Source organism: Pseudomonas sp. FP1742 (assembly GCF_030687145.1).
In the GTDB taxonomy this organism is placed as follows: domain Bacteria; phylum Pseudomonadota; class Gammaproteobacteria; order Pseudomonadales; family Pseudomonadaceae; genus Aquipseudomonas; species Aquipseudomonas frederiksbergensis_D.
Window position 1 is genome coordinate 791,872 of sequence record NZ_CP117460.1, and the last position, 22,488, is coordinate 814,359.

20 protein-coding genes are annotated in these 22,488 nt (G+C 60.2%); 7 read left to right on the forward strand and 13 right to left on the reverse strand.

The window, feature by feature from the left end; translation table 11 throughout:
* Positions 1–44 precede the first annotated feature (44 nt).
* On the forward strand, positions 45–1,241 hold the full coding sequence (locus tag PSH64_RS03450; RefSeq protein ID WP_305479914.1) for a multidrug effflux MFS transporter: 1,197 nt from the start codon (positions 45–47) through the stop codon (positions 1,239–1,241).
* A gap of 8 nt (positions 1,242–1,249) precedes the next feature.
* On the opposite strand, the gene PSH64_RS03455 is transcribed toward PSH64_RS03450, so the two are convergent.
* Positions 1,250–1,420: a hypothetical protein gene (locus PSH64_RS03455; RefSeq protein WP_181150629.1), complete on the reverse strand. Its 171-nt coding sequence runs from the start codon at positions 1,418–1,420 to the stop codon at positions 1,250–1,252.
* 254 nt (positions 1,421–1,674) lie between these two features.
* On the reverse strand, positions 1,675–2,688 hold the full coding sequence (locus PSH64_RS03460; RefSeq protein WP_305479915.1) for a zinc-binding alcohol dehydrogenase family protein: 1,014 nt from the start codon (positions 2,686–2,688) through the stop codon (positions 1,675–1,677).
* Between the two features lie 120 nt (positions 2,689–2,808).
* Here PSH64_RS03460 and PSH64_RS03465 point away from each other — a divergent pair, with 120 nt between their 5' ends.
* The 3 genes from PSH64_RS03465 (at position 2,809) to PSH64_RS03475 (ending at position 6,307) form a co-directional block, all read left to right on the forward strand.
* Positions 2,809–3,738, forward strand: a complete 930-nt coding sequence (locus PSH64_RS03465; RefSeq protein WP_105340649.1) for a LysR family transcriptional regulator — start codon at positions 2,809–2,811, stop codon at positions 3,736–3,738.
* Positions 3,739–4,053: 315 nt separating this feature from the next.
* The gene (locus PSH64_RS03470; protein ID WP_305479916.1) at positions 4,054–4,788 is read left to right on the forward strand and encodes a helix-turn-helix transcriptional regulator; all 735 of its coding nucleotides are present in this window, start codon (positions 4,054–4,056) and stop codon (positions 4,786–4,788) included.
* Between the two features lie 136 nt (positions 4,789–4,924).
* Positions 4,925–6,307, forward strand: a complete 1,383-nt coding sequence (locus PSH64_RS03475) for an MFS transporter (protein ID WP_305479917.1) — start codon at positions 4,925–4,927, stop codon at positions 6,305–6,307.
* 121 nt (positions 6,308–6,428) lie between these two features.
* Here the strand turns inward: PSH64_RS03475 and PSH64_RS03480 are convergent, their stop codons facing one another.
* The 5 genes from PSH64_RS03480 to PSH64_RS03500 all read right to left on the reverse strand — a co-directional run bounded on the left by PSH64_RS03480 (position 6,429) and on the right by PSH64_RS03500 (position 12,207).
* Positions 6,429–7,382, reverse strand: coding sequence for an adenosine deaminase (locus tag PSH64_RS03480; RefSeq protein ID WP_305479918.1), 954 nt, complete (start codon positions 7,380–7,382; stop codon positions 6,429–6,431).
* An 81-nt stretch (positions 7,383–7,463) separates the two neighbouring features.
* Complete coding sequence (locus PSH64_RS03485; RefSeq protein WP_305479919.1) at positions 7,464–8,429, reverse strand: 2-oxoglutarate and iron-dependent oxygenase domain-containing protein; 966 nt, start codon at positions 8,427–8,429, stop codon at positions 7,464–7,466.
* Between the two features lie 158 nt (positions 8,430–8,587).
* A complete protein-coding gene (locus PSH64_RS03490) occupies positions 8,588–9,670 on the reverse strand; it encodes a BMP family ABC transporter substrate-binding protein (protein ID WP_305479920.1) in 1,083 nt (360 codons plus the stop codon).
* A gap of 238 nt (positions 9,671–9,908) precedes the next feature.
* Complete coding sequence (locus PSH64_RS03495; RefSeq protein WP_105340362.1) at positions 9,909–11,267, reverse strand: 8-oxoguanine deaminase; 1,359 nt, start codon at positions 11,265–11,267, stop codon at positions 9,909–9,911.
* A gap of 253 nt (positions 11,268–11,520) precedes the next feature.
* A complete protein-coding gene (locus PSH64_RS03500) occupies positions 11,521–12,207 on the reverse strand; it encodes an SDR family oxidoreductase (protein WP_105340361.1) in 687 nt (228 codons plus the stop codon).
* A gap of 92 nt (positions 12,208–12,299) precedes the next feature.
* Between PSH64_RS03500 and PSH64_RS03505 the strand changes: the two genes are divergently transcribed.
* On the forward strand, positions 12,300–12,722 hold the full coding sequence (locus tag PSH64_RS03505) for a hypothetical protein (RefSeq protein ID WP_305479921.1): 423 nt from the start codon (positions 12,300–12,302) through the stop codon (positions 12,720–12,722).
* A gap of 84 nt (positions 12,723–12,806) precedes the next feature.
* Here PSH64_RS03505 and PSH64_RS03510 read toward each other — a convergent pair whose 3' ends face one another.
* The 6 genes from PSH64_RS03510 to PSH64_RS03535 form a co-directional block, all read right to left on the reverse strand.
* Entirely contained in the window at positions 12,807–13,733 is a 927-nt protein-coding gene (locus PSH64_RS03510) for an ABC transporter permease (protein WP_305479922.1), read from the reverse strand.
* Complete coding sequence (locus PSH64_RS03515) at positions 13,733–14,839, reverse strand: ABC transporter permease (RefSeq protein WP_305479923.1); 1,107 nt, start codon at positions 14,837–14,839, stop codon at positions 13,733–13,735. The genes PSH64_RS03510 and PSH64_RS03515 overlap by 1 nt, the downstream gene beginning before the upstream one ends.
* Positions 14,840–14,850: 11 nt before the next feature.
* The gene (locus PSH64_RS03520) at positions 14,851–16,416 is read right to left on the reverse strand and encodes an ABC transporter ATP-binding protein (RefSeq protein ID WP_305479924.1); all 1,566 of its coding nucleotides are present in this window, start codon (positions 16,414–16,416) and stop codon (positions 14,851–14,853) included.
* Between the two features lie 589 nt (positions 16,417–17,005).
* The gene (locus tag PSH64_RS03525) at positions 17,006–17,587 is read right to left on the reverse strand and encodes a YigZ family protein (RefSeq protein WP_305479925.1); all 582 of its coding nucleotides are present in this window, start codon (positions 17,585–17,587) and stop codon (positions 17,006–17,008) included.
* A 7-nt stretch (positions 17,588–17,594) separates the two neighbouring features.
* Positions 17,595–18,245 (reverse strand): TetR/AcrR family transcriptional regulator, encoded by a 651-nt coding sequence (locus PSH64_RS03530; RefSeq protein WP_105340355.1) that lies wholly within the window; start codon positions 18,243–18,245, stop codon positions 17,595–17,597.
* A 120-nt stretch (positions 18,246–18,365) separates the two neighbouring features.
* On the reverse strand, positions 18,366–19,286 hold the full coding sequence (locus tag PSH64_RS03535; protein WP_105340354.1) for a LysR family transcriptional regulator: 921 nt from the start codon (positions 19,284–19,286) through the stop codon (positions 18,366–18,368).
* Between the two features lie 125 nt (positions 19,287–19,411).
* Here PSH64_RS03535 and PSH64_RS03540 point away from each other — a divergent pair, with 125 nt between their 5' ends.
* Together PSH64_RS03540 and PSH64_RS03545 are read left to right on the forward strand one after the other, a co-directional pair.
* Positions 19,412–20,761 carry an aspartate aminotransferase family protein gene (locus PSH64_RS03540; protein ID WP_018928366.1) on the forward strand — a complete coding sequence of 450 codons (1,350 nt, stop codon included), beginning with the start codon at positions 19,412–19,414 and terminating at the stop codon, positions 20,759–20,761.
* A 63-nt stretch (positions 20,762–20,824) separates the two neighbouring features.
* Positions 20,825–22,318, forward strand: coding sequence for a CoA-acylating methylmalonate-semialdehyde dehydrogenase (locus PSH64_RS03545; protein WP_105340352.1), 1,494 nt, complete (start codon positions 20,825–20,827; stop codon positions 22,316–22,318).
* The last annotated feature ends 170 nt before the right edge of the window (positions 22,319–22,488 follow it).

Genomic DNA, 22,488 nt, shown 5'->3' on the forward strand with positions numbered 1-22,488 from the left:
CCTGCCGATCCATGGCTAACCTGTCTGCCCAACCTGGACGCCTGATGAACTTCCGCACAATCCTGATTCTCGGCGCCTTGAGCGCTTTCGGTCCGCTGGCGATCGATTTCTACCTGCCGGCATTCCCGTCGATGGCGCTCGCGTTCGGCACCGACGAAAAACACGTTCAGCTGACCCTGGCGGCTTATTTTCTCGGGTTGTCCATCGGCCAACTGGCTTATGGGCCGGTGGCGGATCGCTTTGGGCGACGGATTCCCTTGCTGACCGGCGTCAGCTTGTTCACTGCTGCGTCCTTGGCCTGTGCTTACGCACCGAATCTGGAGTGGTTGATCGGCGCACGCTTCGTGCAGGCGCTGGGTGGTTGCGCGGGCATGGTGATCGCCCGGGCAGTGGTCAGCGATAAATGCGATGCGGTGGGGTCGGCGAAGGTCTTTTCGCAGCTGATGCTGGTGATGGGCCTGGCGCCGATTCTTGCGCCAATGCTTGGCGGTTTTTTGGTCAACACAACGGGCTGGCAATCGATCTTTCTGGTACTGACCGGCTTCAGTGCACTGGCAGGGTTGGCGGTGGCCTTCGGGCTTCCGGAAAGTCTGCCGGCCCATGTGCCGCGCCAGCCATTGTCGGGCGCGCTGCGCCAGTACGGTCGGTTGTTGGCGGACCCGATATTCCTCGGCCATGCCCTGACCGGTGGTGTCGCCATCGCCGGGATGTTTGCCTACATCGCAGGCTCGCCCTTCGTCTTCATCAAACTCTATGGCGTACCGGCGGAGCATTTCGGCTGGCTGTTCGGGATTAACGCGGCGGGTTTCATTCTGGTGGCCCAGGTCAATGCCCGGTTGTTGGCGAGACGCGGTCCGGCCTTCTTGCTGGCGCGCACTGTCTGGCTTTATCTGGTGGGCGGCCTGGCCCTGTTGGCGGTCAGCTCGCTGCACACTGCGCACTTGTGGCCGTTGCTGATTCCACTTTTTGTCTGCATCGCCAGCCTGGGTTGTATCGTGCCCAATGCCTCGGCCTGTGCGATGAGCGGGCAGGGCGCGCGGGCGGGCAGTGCCTCGGCGATGCTCGGTTGCCTGCAATTCAGCGTCGCCGCCGGAGCCGCAGCATTGGTAGGTGTTTTGCACGATGGCAGTGCCATGCCGATGGCTATGGTCATCAGCCTGTGTGCAATTGTGGTGGTGAGCGTAGCGATGCTCACCCGGCGTTTGCAGAATGCCCGGGCGCTGACGCAAGCCCAGGCCTGAGGACGGACTCAGCCAACAGCGCGCTGCTGACGGTCGGGAATCTGATGGGGCGCGTGCAAGCGCGCTTCAAGCGTTTTGGTGAAGGCCAAGGCTTCGGCTTCACTGCGAAACGTTACAGCGTGTTGATCCAGGCGGACCTGCCAGCGGGATGTTGCCAGTTCTTTTATCAGGATCTTCATTGCGCAGCTCCTCTCGTAAAAGACGTCTCGTATAAGACATCACGTAAAAGACTATTCGCAGAGTTTTCGATTGTAGACCTGAATACGATCGCAATTGTGACAGAGGTCAACTCTCTGACTGACGGCAAAAGATCGCCGGCCCCAATGTGGGAGCGGGCTTGCTCGCGAAGGAGCCGCCACATTCAACATCAATGTTGACGGATACTGCGCTTTCGCGAGCAAGCCCGCTCCAACAGGCGCGTAGGAGCTGCTACTCAGAACCCTTCAAGCACAATCTTGCCCTTGGACTTGCCGCTCTCCAGCAGTTCATGGGCGCGACGCAGGTTGGTTGCGTTGATGATTCCGAAGTGCTCGCCGACCGTGGTTTTCAGCGTGCCCGCATCGATCAGCCCGGCGACGCGGTTGAGCAGTTTGTGCTGCTCGATCATGTCCGCGGTTTCGAACAGCGAGCGGGTGTACATGAATTCCCAGTGCAGCGACAGGCTCTTGCGCTTGAGCTTGGTCACGTCCAGCGCCTTCGGATCATCGATCAGTGCGAGTTTGCCTTGGGGCGCCAACGCCTCTACCAATTGATCCAGGTGTTGGTCGGTCTGGGTCAGGCTGGCGACGTGGGTCACCTGCTCGACCCCGGCACGCTTGAGTTCTTCACTCAGCGGCTGGCTGTGATCGATCACCAGATCAGCGCCCAGGTCCCGCACCCAACTCTGGGTTTGGGCACGAGAAGCGGTGCCGATGACTGTCAGCCCGGTGAGCTGGCTGGCCAATTGCGTGAGGATCGAACCAACGCCCCCGGCGGCACCGACAATCAGCAGGCTCTGACCCTCATCGGTTTTGCCTTCGCGCACTTGCAGGCGTTCAAACAACAGTTCCCACGCGGTAATGGCAGTCAGCGGCAGCGCGGCGGCTTCGGCGAAACCGAGGGTTTTCGGCATATGGCCAACGATGCGCTCATCCACCACATGCCGCTCGCTGTTGCCGCCGGCACGGGCGATGGAGCCGGCGTAGAACACCTTGTCGCCGACCTTGAACAGCGTCACTTCGCTGCCGACAGCCTTGACCACACCGGCCACGTCCCAGCCCAGCACTTTGGCCGCGCCACCTTCAGGCTGGACGTTCTGGCGGACTTTGGTGTCCACCGGGTTGACCGAAATGGCTTTGACCTCCACCAACAGGTCGCGGGGGCCGGCGACCGGTTCTGGCAGATCGATGTCTTGCAGGGCCTTTTCATCGCTGATCGGCAGGGAGGTGTAGTAGGCAATGGCTTTCATATATAGGGACCTGAGAGAGGGATGATGTCGATGGCACAGATGATTGGTTATTTCTCTGCAAGATAAAACCGGCTAAAAGAGCAGTCTCTTTCAATGTTTTATTGATAATCGGTGCTGAAGATGTTGCGTTTCGATGACTTGCAGGTGTTCGTTCGGGCAGCGGACCTGGGCAGCTTGTCGGCGGCGGCACGGGTGATGGATATGTCGGCGGCAGTGGCCAGTGCCGCGTTGAAGCGCATCGAACAGCAACTCGGCGCGCGCTTGCTCACCCGCTCCACCCGCAGCCTGCGCCTGACGGCTGAAGGCGAGGGCTTTCTGGAATACGCCCGGGCGGCCTTGAGCAATCTCGATGAGGGCCGCCGCTTGCTGGCCAGCGGGCAGGATCAGGTCAGCGGGGTTTTACAGCTGTCGGCGCCTTCGGATTTCGGTCGCAACCTGTTGTTGCCATGGCTCGATGAGTTTCAGCGTGAGCACCCGAAGCTAACGGTACGGTTGCTGCTGGGCGACCGCATTGCCGATCTGTTCCGTCAACCGGTGGACATCGCCCTGCGTTACGGCGAGCCGGAAGACTCGAGCCTGGTGGCGCTGCCCATTGCCGCGCAGAACCGTCGCGTGCTCTGTGCGGCGCCGAGCTATCTGGCCCGGCATGGCGAACCACGGCATCTGGAGCAACTGGCGCAGCACAATTGCCTGCTGTTCATGCTTGGCAGCCGGGTCCACGATCACTGGAGTTTTCATGACGGTAAGCGCGAAGTGAGCCTGACCGTCAGCGGTGATCGCTTCAGTGACGATGCCGATGTGGTGCGGCTGTGGGCCGTGGCGGGAGCGGGGATTGCGTACAAGTCCTGGCTCGATGTCGCCGCCGATGTGCTCGCCGGTCGCTTGAAAGTGCTGATGCCGGAGCTGCTCTGTGAGCGCGCACCGCTGAATTTGCTGTGCGCCCATCGCGCACAATTGAGTAAGCCGGTGAACCTTTTGCGGGAAATGCTTGCCAGCCGATGCGCTCGGATAAGCAGTCAATTTCCGACGATATCGGGTGTCGATCATTAGTCGCAGGCAAATAGCGAAATTTCTGTCAGGAACTATCACCACCAATGGATTCCCGAGGGCAGGAACCGGCGGTCAACCCGCTTATACTAGCGCCCGCCTCATGTACGCACCGTCGACCTCGCAATGGTGAGTTCACGTTCGATTCGGTCAGACCCCACGGTCATCACCGGATCTCGCTGCACCAGCGAAGCAACAGCCTGGGTGAGTGGGTGGCTTTGCCCGGCTTCTGGCGGTTTTCGCGTCTTGGCCGACGACACATTACTGGTCAAGATGTCTCTGAGCAGTAGACGAAACGATTCAACAGGGAGTGAATACATGGAACATGCACCTTGCATCAGCCAGATCGCCACATTGCTGGCTGACCCGAAGCGCAGCGCAATGATGTGGGCCTTGATGGACGGCTCGGCACGGCACACCGAAGAGCTGGCGTTGCTGGCTGGTCTGTCGCCATCTTCGGCCAGTGCGCATTTGGGGCGCTTGTCCACCGGAGGTCTGTTGAAAGTCGAAACCCGAGGACGCAAACGGTTTTTCCGGCTTGCCGCGCCCGAAGTCGGTGCCGCGATAGAAGCCCTGGCCAGCGCGACCCTGGCCAGTGCGCCCAGCGATATTCCAGAGGTGTTCAAACGCACGAGCCCGATCGCCAAACCTCAGGCGGCGCCTTCGTCACTGCTGCGGGCCAGGCTTTGCGACGACCATCTGGGCGGCACCCTGGCCGCCGATCTTTATCAGCGTCTGCTGGATGCAGGCTGGATCGAGCAGTTCGATCAGCGAGTCATGATCACCCATAAGGGGTCCACGCAACTGGCAACACATGGTGTGTTTATCCAGGCGCTGGCGCATCGTAACGGCAGAGTCGCTTGCGCTTGCCCGGACTGGAGCGAAAGACGCCCGCACATGGGCGGCTCATTGGGCGCGGCTTTGTTGCAGCTGTTCATGCAGTCCGGCTGGTTGAGCCTGCCCAACGATTCGCGAGCCTTGCAGATCACGGCCACCGGGCAGCGTGAAATCCATCGTTTCGCCAAGGAAACCGAACTGGAAATGGCGCTTTAAAGCCATTGGAGGGCGACGTCCGGGATCCTGGGATTCAGGCGTCGTTCAGAGCTTTGGACAGGTCGTATTCAGCAATAACCCCTCAACACTATCGCGCACACTCGATCCGGGGACTTTCGGATTGGGGGAATGTGGCATGGAAACACGTGGCTTCAGCGCAGCAGAACGACTGGAACGGCTGCCCGTCAGCGGTTACCACCGCATCATTTTCATCATCATTGCCCTGGCGTTTTTCTTCGACTCCATGGATTTGGCGATGATGACCTTTCTGCTCGGCTCGATTAAAGCCGAGTTCGGCCTGAGCACGGCCCAGGCCGGGTTGCTGGCCAGCTCGAGTTTCTTCGGCATGGTCGTGGGCGCATCACTGTCCGGCATGCTGGCCGATCGCTTCGGGCGCAAACCGGTGTTCCAGTGGAGCATCGTGTTGTGGGGCATCGCCAGCTATCTGTGCTCCACGGCGCAGAATGTCGAAACGCTCACGCTGTTCCGAATCCTGTTGGGGATCGGCATGGGCATGGAGTTTCCGATTGCCCAGTCGATGCTGTCCGAGCTGATTCCGGCCAAGCGCCGCGGGCGTTACATCGCATTGATGGACGGTTTTTGGCCGCTGGGTTTCGTCGCGGCCGGGGTGCTGTCGTATTTCCTGTTGCCGGTGATTGGCTGGCGCGACATTTTTCTGGTGTTGGCAGTGCCAGCGGTGTTCGTCCTGGCGATTCGTTTTTTCATTCCCGAGTCGCCGCGCTGGCTGGAGCAGGCTGGACATCATGATGCGGCAGACACGGTTTTACGCCGTATCGAAGAACGGGTTCGGGCGTCATTGGGCCGTTCGGATCTGCCTGAGCCGATTCGTCTGCCACGGGTGGTGAGTCAACCGGGTAACTTCTTCTCCGCGCTGCGGGAAATCTGGTCGGCGCAGTATCGCCAGCGCACGATGATGATCTGGAGCGTGTGGTTCTTCGCCCTGCTGGGTTTCTATGGCCTGACGTCCTGGCTCAGTGCGCTGCTGCAACAGTCGGGCTTCGCCGTGACTCAGTCGGTGTATTACACGGTGCTGATTTCCCTCGGCGGGATTCCCGGTTTCCTCATGGCCGCCTGGCTGGTGGAGCGTTGGGGGCGCAAGCCGGTGTGCGTTGTGACCATGCTCGGCGGCGGGGTGATGGCGTTTCTTTATGGCCAGAGCGCGGTGTTCGGCGGCAACGTCAGCCTGTTGATCACATCGGGGCTGCTGATGCAGTTCTTCTTGTTCGGCATGTGGGCGGTGCTCTACACCTACACCCCTGAGTTGTATCCGACGTCGGCACGGGCCACAGGCTCGGGGTTCGCTTCGGCCATCGGCCGTGTGGGGTCGCTGCTTGGGCCAATGGTGACCGGGCTGGTATTCCCGATGACCGGGCAGGGCGGGGTGTTTGCGCTGGGGGCGATGTGCTTTGCGATTGCGGCGGGGGTGGTGTGGATGTTCGGGATGGAAACCCGGGGCAAGACACTGGAAGAATTGAGCGAGCCGGTGATCGTCAGTTAATCACCGATTAAAGGTGGGAGCGGGCTTGCTCGCGAAAGCGGTATGCCAGTCGACATCATCGTTGACTGACACCCCGTCTTCGCGAGCAAGCCTGCTCCCACATTGGGTTCTGCGGTGAACCTTATGGTTTTACCAACCGCGCATCCAGGCTGTTCTGCGCCAGGCGCTTGGCCTGGTCCTGGGTCATGCCCAGATCGGTATACAGCGCGTGGAAGTTCTCGGTGACATAGCCACCGAAGTACGCCGGGTCATCGGAGTTCACCGTGACCTTCACTCCGCGCTCAAGCATGTCGAGGATGTTGTGCTGGGACATGTGATCGAACACGCAGAGTTTGGTGTTCGACAACGGGCACACGGTCAGCGGGATCTGCTCGTCGATGATCCGCTGCATCAAGCGCTCGTCTTCGATGGCGCGCACGCCATGGTCGATGCGCTGGATTTTCAGCAGGTCGAGGGCTTCCCAGATGTACTCGGGCGGGCCTTCTTCACCGGCGTGGGCCACGGTCAGGAAGCCTTCGTGGCGGGCACGGTCGAACACGCGCTGGAACTTGCTCGGCGGATGGCCCATTTCCGAGCTGTCCAGGCCCACGGCGACGAACGCTTCGCGGAATGGCAGTGCCTGGTCGAGGGTTTTCTGCGCTTCGTCTTCGCTCAAGTGGCGCAGGAAGCTGAGGATCAAGCCGCTGGTGATGCCCAGTTGCTGTTCGCCATCCTTCAATGCGGCGGCGATGCCGTTGAGCACCACTTCAAACGGGATGCCACGGTCGGTGTGGGTTTGCGGGTCGAAGAACGGTTCGGTGTGAATCACGTTCTGTTCTTTACAGCGCAACAGGTAAGCCCAGGTCAGGTCGTAGAAATCCTGGGAGGTGCGCAGTACATCGGCACCCTGGTAGTACAGGTCGAGAAACTCTTGCAGGTTGTTGAAGGCGTAAGCCTTGCGCAGGGTGTCGACGTCGTTCCATGGCAGGGCGATCTTGTTGCGTTCGGCCAGGGCGAACAGCAGCTCAGGCTCCAGCGAACCTTCCAGGTGCAAGTGCAATTCTGCCTTGGGCAGAGCGTTCAGCCAGTCGTACATTTTTGGAGTCTCATCAGGTGCAATGAAGGCATTCTACAGATGCCCGTAGAAACCATGAGCAAAACCTGACCAGCCGGTTCATTACACGGCTTCCTGTTGCCGTCGATAGGCGTAGGTATCGGCGAAGCGCGAGAGCAGGAATTCGGCGCAGGTGGTGGGCGGATACTTCGCCGGATGCTGTTCGTCCTGACAGCCAGGCAGGCATTCAATGGCGGTGTCGGGATGCGGTTCGGCAAAGAACGGCATCGAGTACCGATCCACACCCAGCGGGCTGATCACCCGATGCGGCGTCGACAGATAACGGTCGTTGCTCCAGCGCGCCATCATGTCGCCGAGGTTGACCACGAACGTGCCTTCGATCGGCGGCGCATCGATCCATTCGCCTTTTACGTTGCGCACTTGCAAACCACCGGCGGCATCCTGGTAGAGCAGGGTGATGCAGCCGTAATCGGTATGGGCGCCGGCGCCTTGCTGCTCGCGGGAGCTGGCCGTGTGGCGTGGCGGGTAATGAATCATCCGCAGCACGCTGACCGGTTCTTTGAAGCGGCGATCGAAGAAGTCACGCTCGATGCCCAAGGCCAGGGTCATGGCCCGCAGCAGGGTTTGGGCGAGCGCTTGCATGTCGACATAGTGTTGCTCCATCAGCGCTTCCCAACCGGGCATCGACGGGTGACGGTTGGGCCCGCGCAAGGGTTTTTCCGCCAGCACCTCGGGGTGATCGACGGGCAGGTGCAGGCCCATGTCGAAGGTCTCTTTCAGGTCGCTGGGTTTGCTCGGGTCGAGTTGCTCGGTGGCGATAGCGCCATAGCCACGGTGGTGGCGGGTCTGGGTGATGTCGATGGTGAGTTTTTCGGCGGCGGGCAGGGCGAAGAAGCGTTGGGCATGATCAAGCACGGCTTCAATGCGCGACGGGGCGATCGGGTGGCCCTTGATATAGAAAAAGCCCCATTCGCGGCAGGCACGGTCGATATGCATGGCGACCGATTGCCAGGCGGTTGGGTCATCGCTGTAGAGCGGGGCGATGTCGATGATGGGAAGGCTGTTCATGGGATTTCCTGAAGAGTACGCAGGTCGGAAAACACTGGAAGGCCCTGTGGGAGCGGGCTTGCTCGCGAAGACGGTGTGCCAGTCGATATCAATGTTGCATGACACACCGCTTTCGCGAGCAAGCCCGCTCCCACAGGGTTTTGTGTTCCTGGCAGGAATTACTTCGGCATCTCGGCCTTCATGCCTTCGACGTAGTAGTTCATCGACGCCAGTTGCGCATTGGTCGCCGTCGCGCCCGCCGGGATTTTCTCCACGCCGGCCTGGTCCTTGATCGGCCCGGTGAACGGATGCAGCGCACCGCTCTTGATGTCGGCAATGATCTGCTCGGCTTCGGTTTTCACTGCGGTCGGCACCAGGTCGCTGATGGGCAGTTCAACCGTCCCCTCCTGCAAACCACCCCAGTAATCCTGGGATTTCCACGTATGGTCGAGCACGCTTTGGGTCGCCTGAATGTAGTGCGGCCCCCAGTCGTTGACGATAGACGTCAACACCGCTTTCGGCCCGAAGTGCGCCATGTCCGACGCATAACCGACGGCATACACACCACGACGTTCGGCGGCCTGGATCGGTGCCGGGCTGTCGGTGTGCTGGAACACCACGTCCACGCCCTGGTCGATCAGCGCGTTGGCGGCGTCGGCTTCCTTGCCCGGATCGAACCAGGAGTTGACCCACACCACTTTGATCTCGGTGCCCGGGTTGTATTTGTTCAGGGCCAGTTGGATGGCGTTGATGTCGCGGATGACTTCTGGAATCGGGAACGAAGCGACATAGCCGATTTTCTTGGTCTTGGTCATCTTCGCTGCGAGGAAACCACCGACGTAGCGGCCCTCGTAAGTGCGCGCCAGGTACGTGCCGAGGTTCTTGTCCTGCTTGTAGCCGGTGGCGTGTTCGAAGGTCACCTTGGGAAATTGCTTGGCAACTTTCAGGGTCGGGTTCATGTAGCCGAAAGACGTGGTGAAGATCAGGTCGTACTGGTCCTTGGCCATGTTGCGGATCACCCGCTCGGCATCGGCGCCTTCGGCGACGTTCTCCACATAGTTGGTGGTGATCTGGTCGCCGAATTTCTCTGCCAGTGCCTTGCGTCCCTGTTCATGCTGATACGTCCAGCCGTGGTCACCGATCGGGCCGATATAGACGAAGCCGACTTTCAGCGGGGCGGCGGCGCTGGCGGTCAGGCTGGCGCTCAGACCGATGGCTGCGGCGACAGCGCAAAGCAGCTGCTTCAACGGACGTTTGTGCATGAATGGGAACTCCATTTTGTTGTGAGGTGTGCCAGGGGTAATGCAAATTGCTGACCAACAGGACAACAAAATAAAAAGATCGCAGCCTTCGATACCTCACGCCTCTGTAGGCGCTGCCGAAGACTGCGATCTTTTGATGTTCAATTCATCACCGGAGCCAACCCGGTGCAGAGGCTCCAACTCATGCCATCCGCTGGTGCGGACAGCTCACACAAAGCTGTGGGGGCGGGGGAGTGTGTCAGGTGCCGGCGATCAACTGCCGAGCCGCTTGATTGTGATCGGCGATCAACCCTTTCAGATCCAGCCCCTCAACTTGCCCATCGATCACCCGCCACTTGCCGCCGATCATCACCCGGTCTGCCCGGTCCGCGCCGCATAGCAGCAGCGCTGACACCGGATCGTGGCTGCCGGAGAAGCGCAGTTCATCCAGTTTGAATAGCGCCAGATCGGCCTGCTTGCCCGCCGCCAGTTCGCCGATATCGCTGCGCCCGAGCAACTGCGCCGAACCCTTGGTCGCCCAACCCAACACCAATTCCGGGGTGATCTTCTGCGCGCCATAACGCAGGCGCTGGATGTACAGCGCCTGTCGGGTTTCGAGCATCATATTCGAGGCGTCGTTGGACGCCGAGCCGTCCACGCCAAGCCCCAACAGCGCGCCCGCGGCGGTCAGGTCCAGCGTTGGACAAATGCCGGAAGCCAGGCGCATGTTCGAACTCGGGCAATGGCAAATACCGGTGCCGGCGGCGCCGAGGCGGGCGATTTCGTCGGGGTTGAAATGAATGCCGTGGGCCAGCCAGGTACGGGGGCCGAGCCAGCCGACGCTGTCCAGATAATCCACGGTACGCAGGCCGAAGCGTTGCAGGCAGAAGTCTTCTTCGTCGAGGGTTTCGGCCAGGTGAGTGTGCAGGCGCACGTCGAGGGTGTTTGCCAATTCGGCGCTGGCGGACATGATTTGCGGGGTTACTGAAAATGGCGAGCAGGGCGCCAAAGCGATCTGGATTTGCGCGCCGTCACCACGTTCGTGGTACTCGGCAATCAAGCGTTGGCTGTCGGCGAGAATCACTTCGCCTTCCTGGACAGTCTGCTGCGGCGGCAGCCCTCCGTCTTTTTCACCGAGGCTCATCGAACCGCGAGTGAGCATGGCGCGCATGCCCAGTTCGCGGACACTCTCGACCTGTACATCGATCGCGTTTTCCAGGCCCTCAGGAAACAGGTAATGGTGATCGGCCGCGGTGGTGCAGCCGGACAACAGCAACTCGGCCAACGCGACTTTGCTGGCGAGGGCGAGTTTTTCCGGCGTGAGCCTCGCCCAGACCGGATAGAGGGTTTTCAACCACGGGAACAACGGCTGATTGACCACCGGCGCCCAGGCGCGGGTCAGGGTTTGATAGAAGTGGTGATGGGTGTTGATCAGCCCCGGCAAGATCACATGTTCGCGGGCATCGAAGATTTGTCCACAGGGGGCGGACGGTTGCTGGCCGACGCCGAGCACTTCGACGATCAAACCGTCTTGCAGCACCAGACCGCCACGGGCATCGAGCGCGTTGGCCGTGAAAATGGCGAGGGGATTTTTTAACCAGGTACGGGTCGCAGGCATAATGGCCGGCTCCTCTGAAAGTGGGTTCAGGGTTGCCAGCTCAGTGTTGCCCTGTCTGCTGATCCAGGGTCGCCGCGGGGGCGAGGTGCGCAGTTTCGATCAAAAAAGTTTCGCGGGCAAGCCTCGCTCGACAGGACAATGCAAGCCCCCTGTGGGAGCGGGCTTGCTCGCGAATGGGATTTCATATTCACATGGATGTTGCCTGACCCACCGCCTTCGCGAGCAAGCCCGCTCCCACACTCGATTTATGGTGTTACCAGGGAATGGTCTCACCCCGGTAATTCACAAAGTGATGCCCGCCCTTGCCGGCATACGCATTCACCTGATCGATCAACCCGCGGGTGCTGGTTTCCACATCAATGTCGGCACCTTCGCCACCCATGTCGGTCTTCACCCAACCCGGATGCAGCGACAGCACGGTAAGTTTTTGCTCGCCCAGCTGCGTGACGAAGCTGTTGGTCATCGAGTTCAGCGCCGCTTTGCTGGCCTTGTACAACGCCAGCTCCGGCGCGTCGGGCATGGTCACGCTGCCCAGCACCGAACTCATGAACGCCAGCACGCCGCTGCCTTCACGAATCTGCCCGACGAAACGCTGGGCCAGGTTGATCGGCGCCACGGCATTGGTGAAGAACAATTGACCGACCTCGGCCAGGGTCGCGCCACCCGGCGTCTGGACCTCCGGCCCTTTGACCCCGGCATTCACGAACAACAGGTCGAAGACCTCGCCCTTGAGCTGTTGACTGAGGGCGATGACCGCTTGCTGATCGTCCATGTCGAGTTTTTCGATCCGTACCTTGCCCAACGCCTGCAAGGCTTCGGCACCCTGCGGGTTGCGCACGGTGGCGGTGACTTGCCAGCCGTCGGCCAGCAGGGTTTTCACCAGGCCGAGACCCAGGCCCCGAGAGGCGCCGATGATGAGTGCGGTTTTTGCCGTGGACATGAATGGCTTCCTTGATGTCTCGAGAGGGCTTGACCCTGGAGCATACTCCAGGCTTTAGCCTTGTTGCTCCCTGAATGTATGGAGCAATGCCAATGTGGACTTCAACGCAATATCGTCAACTGGTGCGTGGCAGCGCGTGGTACGACCTGATCGTCACGGCGGCATTTTCCACGCCGTGGAGTTTTGCGGCGTTGCATGGCGTGCTGTTAAACCTGAGTCAGACCTTCAATCTGCCCGGCGAGCTACCGCTGTTCGAACCGATGCACATGCTGATGGCCAATCTGTTGGGTTCGATTGTGTGCGTCTGGGCGGTGTTGCGGATTCGTGATCCGCAGCCGGTGTTCGGGCGGTATGACGCGGTGGGGAGGTTTCTGTTTTCGGCTTGGCAGGCTTATGCCCTGGCCCATGGGGCAAGTTCGCTATTGGCGATTTTCCTGTTCTTTGAACTGATGTGGGGCGTGGCTCAGGTGTTGCCTGTTCGGACGCCTTCGCGGGCAAGCCCGCTCCCACAGTAGACCGGGTTGTATCCAGGATTGTCGGTTAACACAGAACCATTGTGGGAGCGGGCTTGCTCGCGAAGAGGCCCGCCCAGTCACCACTTAATGCCCAGCCCGCCACGGCTGCCCCAGCGACACCGGCGCATACAGCCGTGTGCGCACGGCATCCCGGGACAACAACACCAACACCACAATGGTCGCAACATACGGCAACATCGCCAACAGACTCGATGGGATCGCCAGCCCCAACCCCTGCGCCACCAAATGCAGGATGCTGGCGAGGCCGAACAGATACGCCCCGAGCAGCAATCGCCACACCCGCCAACTGGCAAACACCACCAGCGCCAAGGCGATCCAGCCGCGACCGGCGCTCATGTTTTCCGCCCACATCGGCGTGTAGGCCAGGGACAGATAAGCCCCGGCCAACCCCGCCATCGCCCCGCCAAACAGCACCGCCAGGGTGCGTACGCGCAACACCGGCAAGCCCATCGCACTGGCGGCGTCCGGGCTTTCGCCGACCGCCTGAATAATCAACCCGACGCGACTTTTCACAATCACCCAGACCACCAGGGCAAACAGGGCAAACGACAGATACACCAGCAGGTCCTGGGCAAACAGCATCCGCCCGATCAGTGGGATGTCACTCAGATAAGGAATCGCCACCGGCTCGAAACCCGCCAGCGGTTTGCCGACCCACGCAGCGCCAACGAAGGTCGACAGGCCCACGCCGAAGATCGTCAACGCCAACCCGGTGGCCACCTGGTTGGCATTGAATACCAGTGCCACCAGGGCAAACAGCGACGACAGCAACATCCCGGCGAGCATCGCCAGCAACACGCCAAGCCAGAGGTTGCCGCTGTTCAGAGCGACGATGAAACCGATCACCGCCCCAAACAGCATCATGCCTTCCTGGCCGAGGTTGAGGACGCCGCTCTTCTCGCAGATCAACTCGCCCAACGCCACCAACAACAGCGGGGTGCCGCAGCGGACCATGGCATAGAAAATATTGCTCAGCAGATCGATATCCATCACAAGGCTCCTGCTTGTACGGCGGTGGTCGAGGTGCGCCGTACCCAGCGCAGCTTCAAACGTGGTCGGTAGAGAATCAGCACGTCACTGGCCAGCAGGAAAAACAGCATCATCCCCTGGAACAATTGAGTGATGGCTTGTGGCAGGTTCATGCTCATCTGCGCGCTTTCGCCACCGATGTACAGCAGCGCCATCAACAGGCTGGAAAACAGAATGCCGATGGGATTCAGCCGCCCGAGAAACGCCACGGTGATCGCCGCATAGCCATAACCCGGCGAAACCTGCGGCACCAGTTGGCCGATGGGCCCGGTGACTTCGCAAACCCCGGCCAGCCCCGCCAAGCCACCGCTGATCAACAGCGCCAGCCAGATCAGCCGCTTCTCGCGAAAGCCGACGAAGCCCGCCGCGCGCTTGTCCAGCCCGAGCACTTTGATCTGGAAACCGATAAAGCTTCTCTGCAACAGCACCCACACCGCCACCAGCGCGAGCAAGGTGAAATACACGCCCGCATGGACCCGACCGTCCTCCATCAGCAGCGGCAAGCGACTGGCATCGCCAAACATCGCCGACTCCGGAAAGTTGAACCCGGCCGGGTCCTTCAGCGGCCCGTGAACGCAGAACAGCAGCAGGTTCAAAGCGATGTAATTGAGCATGATGCTGGTGAGGATTTCATTGGCGTTGAAGCGTGTGCGCAGCCATGCCGTCAGCCCGGCCCACGCGGCGCCGGCCAGGGTGCCGGTGAGCAGGATCAACACCAGCGCCCAACGGCTTTGCAGGTCGATGATGTTCACCGCCAATGCACTGCCGGCCAAGGCGCCGAGCAGCAACTGACCTTCGGCGCCGATGTTCCAGATCCGTGCCTGATACGCCACTGCCAGGCCCAATGCACAGAGCAGAATCGGCAATGCTTTGACCAACAATTCAGAGACCCCGTACAGGTCGCTGATCGGTGCAATCAGCAAGGTGTGCAAGGTCAGCAACGGATCGTGGCCCAGCGCGATAAACAGCAATGAGCCACAGCCCAGGGTCAACACCGCCGCCAGCAACGGCGAGCACCACAACATCAGGCGCGATTGCTGGCCACGGGGTTCGAGAGAAAGCAGCATGTGAAACTCCGTTAAAGCGTTACGGGTGCAGGTGATTGAGGGGTGTCGAACTGGCCGGCCATCCAGCCACCGACATCGATCAGGCGGGTGTCGACGGTGGGCTGCAGTGTCGACAGTCGACCGCCACACAGGGCGCCGAGGCGATCGCTGATCTGGAACAGTTCGTCGAGGTCTTCGGAGATCACCAGGATCGCCGCGCCAGCGTCGCGCAAGGCAATCAGTGCTCGGTGAATGGTTGCGGCGGCGCCGACGTCCACGCCCCAGGTCGGGTGTGCGGCCACCAACAATCTGGGTTGCTGAAGGATTTCCCGGCCGAGGATGAATTTCTGCAAGTTGCCGCCGGACAGGCTGCGGGCCGGCGCCTGGGCGTCGGGTGTCTTGACCCCGAAGCGGCGGATGATGTCTTCGGCCAGTGCCTCGACTTTGTTGCGCTGGATCAGCCCATTGCTGACCAGCCCTTGTTGAAATGCGGTGAGCAGGGCGTTATCCGCCAGGCTCAGTTCCGGCACCGCGCCATGGCCCAGACGCTCGGCGGGGACGAAGGCCAGGCCGAGTTTGCGTCGTGCATCCGGCCGCAGGTGCGCCACCGGCTGGCCGCCGAAACTGATTTTCGCCCCGTCATTTCCCGGCAGCCGTTCTTCACCACTGAGCAAGGCCAGCAACTCATCCTGGCCATTGCCGGCCACCCCGGCGACACCGACGATTTCGCCGCTGCGCACCTCGAGATTAATGTCCTTGAGTGAGCAGCCGAACGGGTCCGGGTTGTACCAGGACAATCCAGTCACGTTCAGAAACGCATCAGTACCCCTGACCTTCGGATAGTCGGTAATCAGCTCGGCGGCTTCACCGACCATCAACTGCGCCAGTTGCTGGTCCGAACACTCGGCCGGCACGCAATGCCCGGCCACTCGTCCGCCGCGCAACACCGTGGCGCTGTGGCACAACGCACGCACTTCGCCGAGCTTGTGGCTGATGAACAGGATGCTGCAGCCCTCGGCGGCCAGCCGGCGCAAAGTGACGAACAATTCGTCGGCCTCTGGCGGGGTCAGCACCGACGTCGGCTCATCGAGAATCAGCAGGCGGATGTCCTGCATCAGGCAGCGAATGATTTCCACCCGCTGACGCTCGCCGATGGACAGACTGTGGACCAGGCGCTCCGGCTCCAGCGCCATGCCATAGCGTTGGGACACCTCGCGAATTTCCGGTTCAAGCTGCTTCGGCGTACCGGCCGCCGCGCCCATCGCCAGGGCGATGTTCTGCGCCACGCTCAGGGTTTCGAACAGCGAGAAATGCTGGAACACCATGCCGATCCCGAGGCTGCGAGCCTGGGCCGGATTGCGCATGTTCACGCGCTGGCCCTGCCAGATCATCTCCCCTGAGTCGGCGTGAGTGACGCCGTAGATGATCTTCATCAGGGTACTTTTACCCGCCCCGTTTTCGCCGAGCAGGGCATGGATTTCACCGGGCGCAATGCTCAAATCAATGGCATCGTTGGCCAGGCAACCGGGGTAACGTTTACTGATTCTGCGCAATTGCAGGCGGGGTGTTTGATCAGGGATCGGCGCGGGGTTGGACATGACGGGCTCGGGTCGCAAGAAGTTATGCCTGTGGATAAAGCAATTTCCTGGCCATTGAGTCAGGAAAACGACAAAACCTTGTTGGCATGGGCATTGCCGACGGTGCCTCACCCAATGTCGATTCCGAATCAGGCACCACTTGAGGGCAAGCCCTTGGATCAGGCTCCGATTTTGCGCGGGATAAATTGGTCAAAAAACGAGCAATAGGCTGCAGGCATTGTCAGGCATAGGGCTGCGCCAGCCATGAACGGGTTATCCACAGGTTGTTCCACAGTATCTGTGCGCAAGCCGACCACACAGGTATAAGCACCGAGGGGCTTTCTTCTAATGGCGATAAACCGCTCTAACTGTTTGTTTTTACGTGGAATAAATGCTGTTGAAGGTGAGTTGGACGAAAAATGAGCAAAGTCCGCAAAGCCGCATGACAGAAGGGTTACAGCAGAATGTGCTCAGGTTATCCACAGCCGGGTGCACAGCAGATGTGGGCAAGTGTCGAGAGCAAGGAAAATCGGGGTGCCCCAAAAGATCGCAGCGTCCGCAGGCGCGTAGAGCTACCGAAGGTTGCGATCTTTGATCTTTCTTTTATCGCTTATCGCTGCAACAAAATGCGCCCGCGACTCAAATCCGCCAATTGCGTTTGCAAGGTATCTATTTGCCCCTCGCCCATCGCCAACAGCAGTTCAACACCGTTGGCCGTGAAGGTTTCCTCCACCACTAAACCACCCAGCTCCGTCACCCGAAGCTTTACCAACGCCAACTCGCCAAATGCACAGGCACAACTGACCGGCACTCGACTGATCAGCTCGACTTTCGGCGCCCCTTGCAGGCACTTGTTGGCACTGCCGCCATACGCCCGGGCGAGGCCGCCGGTGCCCAGCTGGATGCCGCCATACCAGCGGATCACCACGACCGCGACCTGATCGCAATCCTGCGCTTCAATCGCCGCAAGGATCGGCCGGCCAGCGGTGCCACCGGGCTCGCCATCGTCACTGCTGCGGTATTGATCGCCGAGCTTCCAGGCCCAGCAATTGTGCGAGGCGTTCAAATCACTGTGTTGCTCGATGAACGACTGGGCTTCGGCTGCGCTGGTGATTGGCGCGGCGAGGGCGATGAAGCGGCTTTTGCGAATCTCTTCGCGGTATTCGCAAAGACCGCTGAGGGTAAAAGGCATAGGTGTCTTATATGGCTGGCGTCAGGCCGCAGCCTTTGAGAATGATGCGAATCAGGTTGCTGCCGGCGTCTTCCATGTCTTGCTTGGTCAACTTGCTGCGCCCGGTGACACGGCAGATCTGCGTGGCAAAGTCGGCGTAATGCTGGGTGCTGCCCCACAGCAGGAAGATCAGGTGTACCGGGTCGATCGGGTCCATTTTGCCGGCGTCGATCCACGCCTGAAACACCGCCGCCCGCCCCTGAAACCAGTTGCGGTAGTCCTGATTGAAATGCTCGGTCAGACATTCGCCGCCGCTGATGACCTCCATGGCGAAGACCCGCGAAGCCTGTGGCTGGCGGCGCGAAAACTCCATCTTCGCGCGAATGTATCGCGTCAATGCTTCGGCCGGATCATCGTCGACGGTCAGGGTATTGAAGGTGCTGTCCCACAACTCGAGGATGTTACTCAGCACCGCTACGTACAGACCGAGTTTGTTGGTGAAGTAGTAATGCAGATTCGCTTTGGGCAACCCGGCATTCTGCGCGATGGTGTTCATGCTGGTGCCTTTGAACCCGTGACGGGCGAACTCGTCTTCGGCGGCTTTGATGATGGTCTCTTCGTTTTTCTGACGAATGCGGCCGGCGGGTTTGCCGCCGTGGGCTGGGACTTCAAAGGTCATAGGCACTTCCGAACAGGTAGATGGGTGCAACCAGATGCGTTGATAGCGCACCCGCACGCCTCAGACAAGTCCTGTTGCGATAAAACCTGACCATCGCAATCCCTGTGGGAGCACAAGTTTTCAGCGCGTCGCCGCCAGGCTTTCCAAAAAGCTCTCCAGAACCAGATGCGGACGACGGCCCTTGCGGGTGACCGATGCCAGGCTCAGGTCATAAAAACGCGCCTTGGGTTTCAGTGCACGCAAACGGCCTTGCTGGACCCAGAGGCTGGCGTAATGATCCGGCAGGTAACCGATGTAGCGCCCGGTCAGGATCAGGAAGGCCATGCCCTCACGATCCGACGCACTGGCGGTGCAGTTGAGCGCCTGATAATGAGCCTGGATCTCGGCGGGCAAACGGAAGGTCGGGGCGATGGCGTCCTGGCTGTTGAGGCGCTCATCGTCCAGTTGTTTGTCGTCGACATAGAACAACGGATGGCCGACCGCGCAGTACAGCAACGAACGTTCGCTGTAGAGCGGTTGATATTCCAGCCCCGACAGCGCGCTGGCTTGTGGCACCACGCCAACATGCAAACGACCGTCGAGCACGCCTTGCTCGACTTCGTTGGGCGCGATCATGCGGATCTGGATCTGTACGTCGGGGCCACGTTCCTTCAGTTGCGCCAAAGCGTGGGTGATGCGCATGTGGGGCAGGGTGACCAGGTTGTCGGTCAGGCCGATGGTCAACTCGCCGCGCAAGTGTTGGTGCAGGCCGTTGACCTCGGTGCGGAAACTTTCCAGCGCACTTAATAGCTGCAACGCAGATTGGTAGACCTCGCGACCTTCTTCGGTCAGGGAAAACCCGGCGCGACCTCGCTGGCACAGGCGCAGACCCAGGCGCTGCTCCAGATCGCTCATCTGCTGGCTGATGGCCGAGCGACCGATCCCCAGCACGGTTTCCGCCGCGGAGAAGCCGCCACACTCCACCACGCTGCGAAAAATCCGCAGCAGGCGGATATCAAAGTCACTGACTTGCGCCAGCGGATCGGGGCGACGGGTACTCATAGTTTAGTCCGGGCCTGACTGAAGGTTAGAAAAGTTGGATTTCACCGACTTTATCCCCGTGGCAATTTAGCTGCAAGAACGCTTTTGATCTCCACGCCGCTTATTTGCTCTGCGAGGTTTTGCCCATGAACGTGCCTGAAAATGCCCCGACTTCCCTGGCCAGCCAGCTCAAGCTTGACGCTCACTGGATGCCCTACACCGCGAACCGCAATTTCCAGCGTGACCCGCGCCTGATCGTGGCGGCCGAGGGCAGTTGGCTGACAGACGACAAGGGTCGCAAGGTCTACGATTCGCTCTCGGGTCTGTGGACCTGCGGCGCCGGGCACACCCGCAAGGAAATCCAGGAGGCGGTGGCCAAGCAATTGGGCACTCTCGATTACTCGCCGGGCTTCCAGTACGGTCACCCGCTGTCGTTCCAGTTGGCCGAGAAAATCACCGACCTGACCCCGGGCAATCTGAATCACGTGTTCTTCACCGATTCGGGTTCCGAGTGTGCAGATACCGCGGTGAAAATGGTGCGTGCCTACTGGCGCCTGAAAGGCCAGGCGACCAAGACCAAGATGATCGGCCGCGCTCGTGGCTATCACGGCGTGAACATCGCCGGCACCAGCCTCGGCGGCGTTAACGGCAACCGCAAACTGTTCGGTCAGGCAATGATGGATGTCGATCATCTGCCGCACACCTTGTTGGCGAGCAATGCTTTCACTCGTGGCATGCCGGAGCAGGGTGGTATCGCGCTGGCGGATGAATTGCTCAAGTTGATCGAACTGCACGATGCCTCGAACATCGCAGCGGTATTCGTCGAGCCATTGGCCGGCTCCGCTGGCGTGCTGGTTCCGCCGCAGGGTTACCTCAAACGTCTGCGCGAGATCTGCGATCAGCACAACATCCTGCTGGTGTTCGACGAAGTGATCACCGGTTTCGGTCGTACCGGTTCGATGTTCGGTGCCGACAGCTTTGGTGTCACTCCGGACCTGATGTGTATTGCCAAGCAAGTCACCAACGGCGCGATCCCGATGGGCGCGGTGATTGCCAGCTCCGAGATCTACCAGACCTTCATGAACCAGGCGACACCTGAGTACGCCGTGGAATTCCCGCACGGCTACACCTATTCCGCGCATCCGGTGGCTTGCGCCGCGGGCCTGGCGGCACTCGACCTGCTGCAAAAGGAAAACCTGGTGCAGAGCGTGGCCGAAGTCGCGCCGCATTTCGAAAACGCGCTGCACGGTGTGAAGGGCAGCAAGAACGTCATCGATATTCGCAACTACGGGTTGGCCGGTGCGATCCAGATTGCACCTCGCGACGGCGATGCGATCGTGCGTCCGTTCGAAGCTGGCATGGCGCTGTGGAAAGCCGGGTTCTACGTGCGCTTCGGCGGCGACACCCTGCAGTTCGGCCCAACCTTCAACAGCAAGCCGCAAGACCTCGATCGTCTGTTCGATGCAGTCGGCGAAGTGCTGAACAAGATCGACTGATTCCCCCTTCTATATAAAGGCGTCCTTTCAAAGGACGCCTGTGGACAATTTCAGGAGCCCCGCATGAGCCTCATCCCGCATTTGATCAATGGCGAACTGGTGACCGAAGACGGTCGCACGGCCGATGTGTTCAACCCGTCCACCGGCCAGGTTATCCACAAGCTGCCGTTGGCCAGCCGCGAAACCATTCAGAAAGCCATCGACTCGGCCAAGGCTGCGTTCCCGGCCTGGCGCAATACACCAGCGGCCAAGCGCGCTCAGGTGATGTTCCGTTTCAAGCAACTGCTGGAACAGAACGAATCCCGCATCGCACAACTGATCAGCGAAGAACACGGCAAGACCCTGGAAGATGCAGCCGGTGAATTGAAGCGCGGGATCGAGAACGTCGAGTTCGCGTGCGCGGCACCAGAAATCCTCAAGGGTGAGTACAGCCGTAATGTCGGGCCGAACATCGATGCCTGGTCGGATTTCCAGCCATTGGGTGTAGTTGCCGGCATTACCCCGTTCAACTTCCCGGCCATGGTGCCGCTGTGGATGTATCCGTTGGCGATCGTCTGTGGCAACTGCTTTATCCTCAAGCCGTCCGAGCGCGATCCAAGCTCGACGCTGCTGATCGCTCAATTGTTACTGGAAGCTGGCCTGCCGAAAGGCGTACTGAGTGTGGTGCATGGCGACAAGGCCGCAGTGGACGCGCTGATTGAAGCGCCGGAAGTCAAAGCGTTGAGCTTCGTCGGTTCGACGCCGATTGCCGAATACATCTACGCCGAAGGCACCAAGCGCGGCAAACGCGTCCAGGCGCTGGGCGGGGCGAAGAACCATGCGGTACTGATGCCGGATGCGGACCTGGATAATGCGGTCAGCGCATTGATGGGCGCAGCTTATGGTTCCTGCGGTGAGCGCTGCATGGCGATTTCGGTGGCCGTGTGTGTGGGCGATCAGGTAGCGGATGCGTTGGTAGCCAAACTGACGCCGCAGATCAAGGCATTGAAAATTGGCGCCGGTACAACTTGTGGCCTGGACATGGGACCTCTGGTCACCGGTCAGGCGCGGGACAAGGTCAGCGGTTATGTTGAAGACGGCGTAGCGGCTGGTGCGACGCTGGTGGTAGACGGTCGTGGTCTGAGTGTGGCCGGTCATGAGGACGGCTTCTTCCTGGGTGGCTGCCTGTTCGATAACGTCACGCCAGAAATGCGCATCTATAAAGAAGAGATCTTCGGGCCGGTGCTGTGCGTCGTCCGGGTCAACAGCCTGGAAGAGGCGATGCAATTGATCAATGATCACGAGTATGGCAATGGCACCTGCATCTTTACCCGTGATGGGGAAGCGGCGCGGTTGTTCTGCGATGAGATCGAAGTGGGTATGGTCGGCGTCAATGTGCCATTGCCGGTGCCGGTGGCGTATCACAGCTTTGGTGGCTGGAAGCGTTCGCTGTTCGGCGATCTGCATGCGTATGGTCCGGATGGCGTGCGGTTTTATACCCGTCGCAAGGCAATCACCCAGCGCTGGCCGCAACGGGCGAGCCATGAAGCTTCGCAATTCGCCTTCCCTAGCTTGTAAGTAGAAGGGCAGAAGGCCGGCCTCTAGAGGTCGGCCTTTGTGTTTTCGGGCTGTTTTGACCGATATGACAGAAATGTGAAATTAGTGGTTGACGGCAGATTCTGGACGTCTATAATTCGCCCCACTTCCGGCGCAGTCGAAACGGAAAACTCCTTGGTAAACAATGAGTT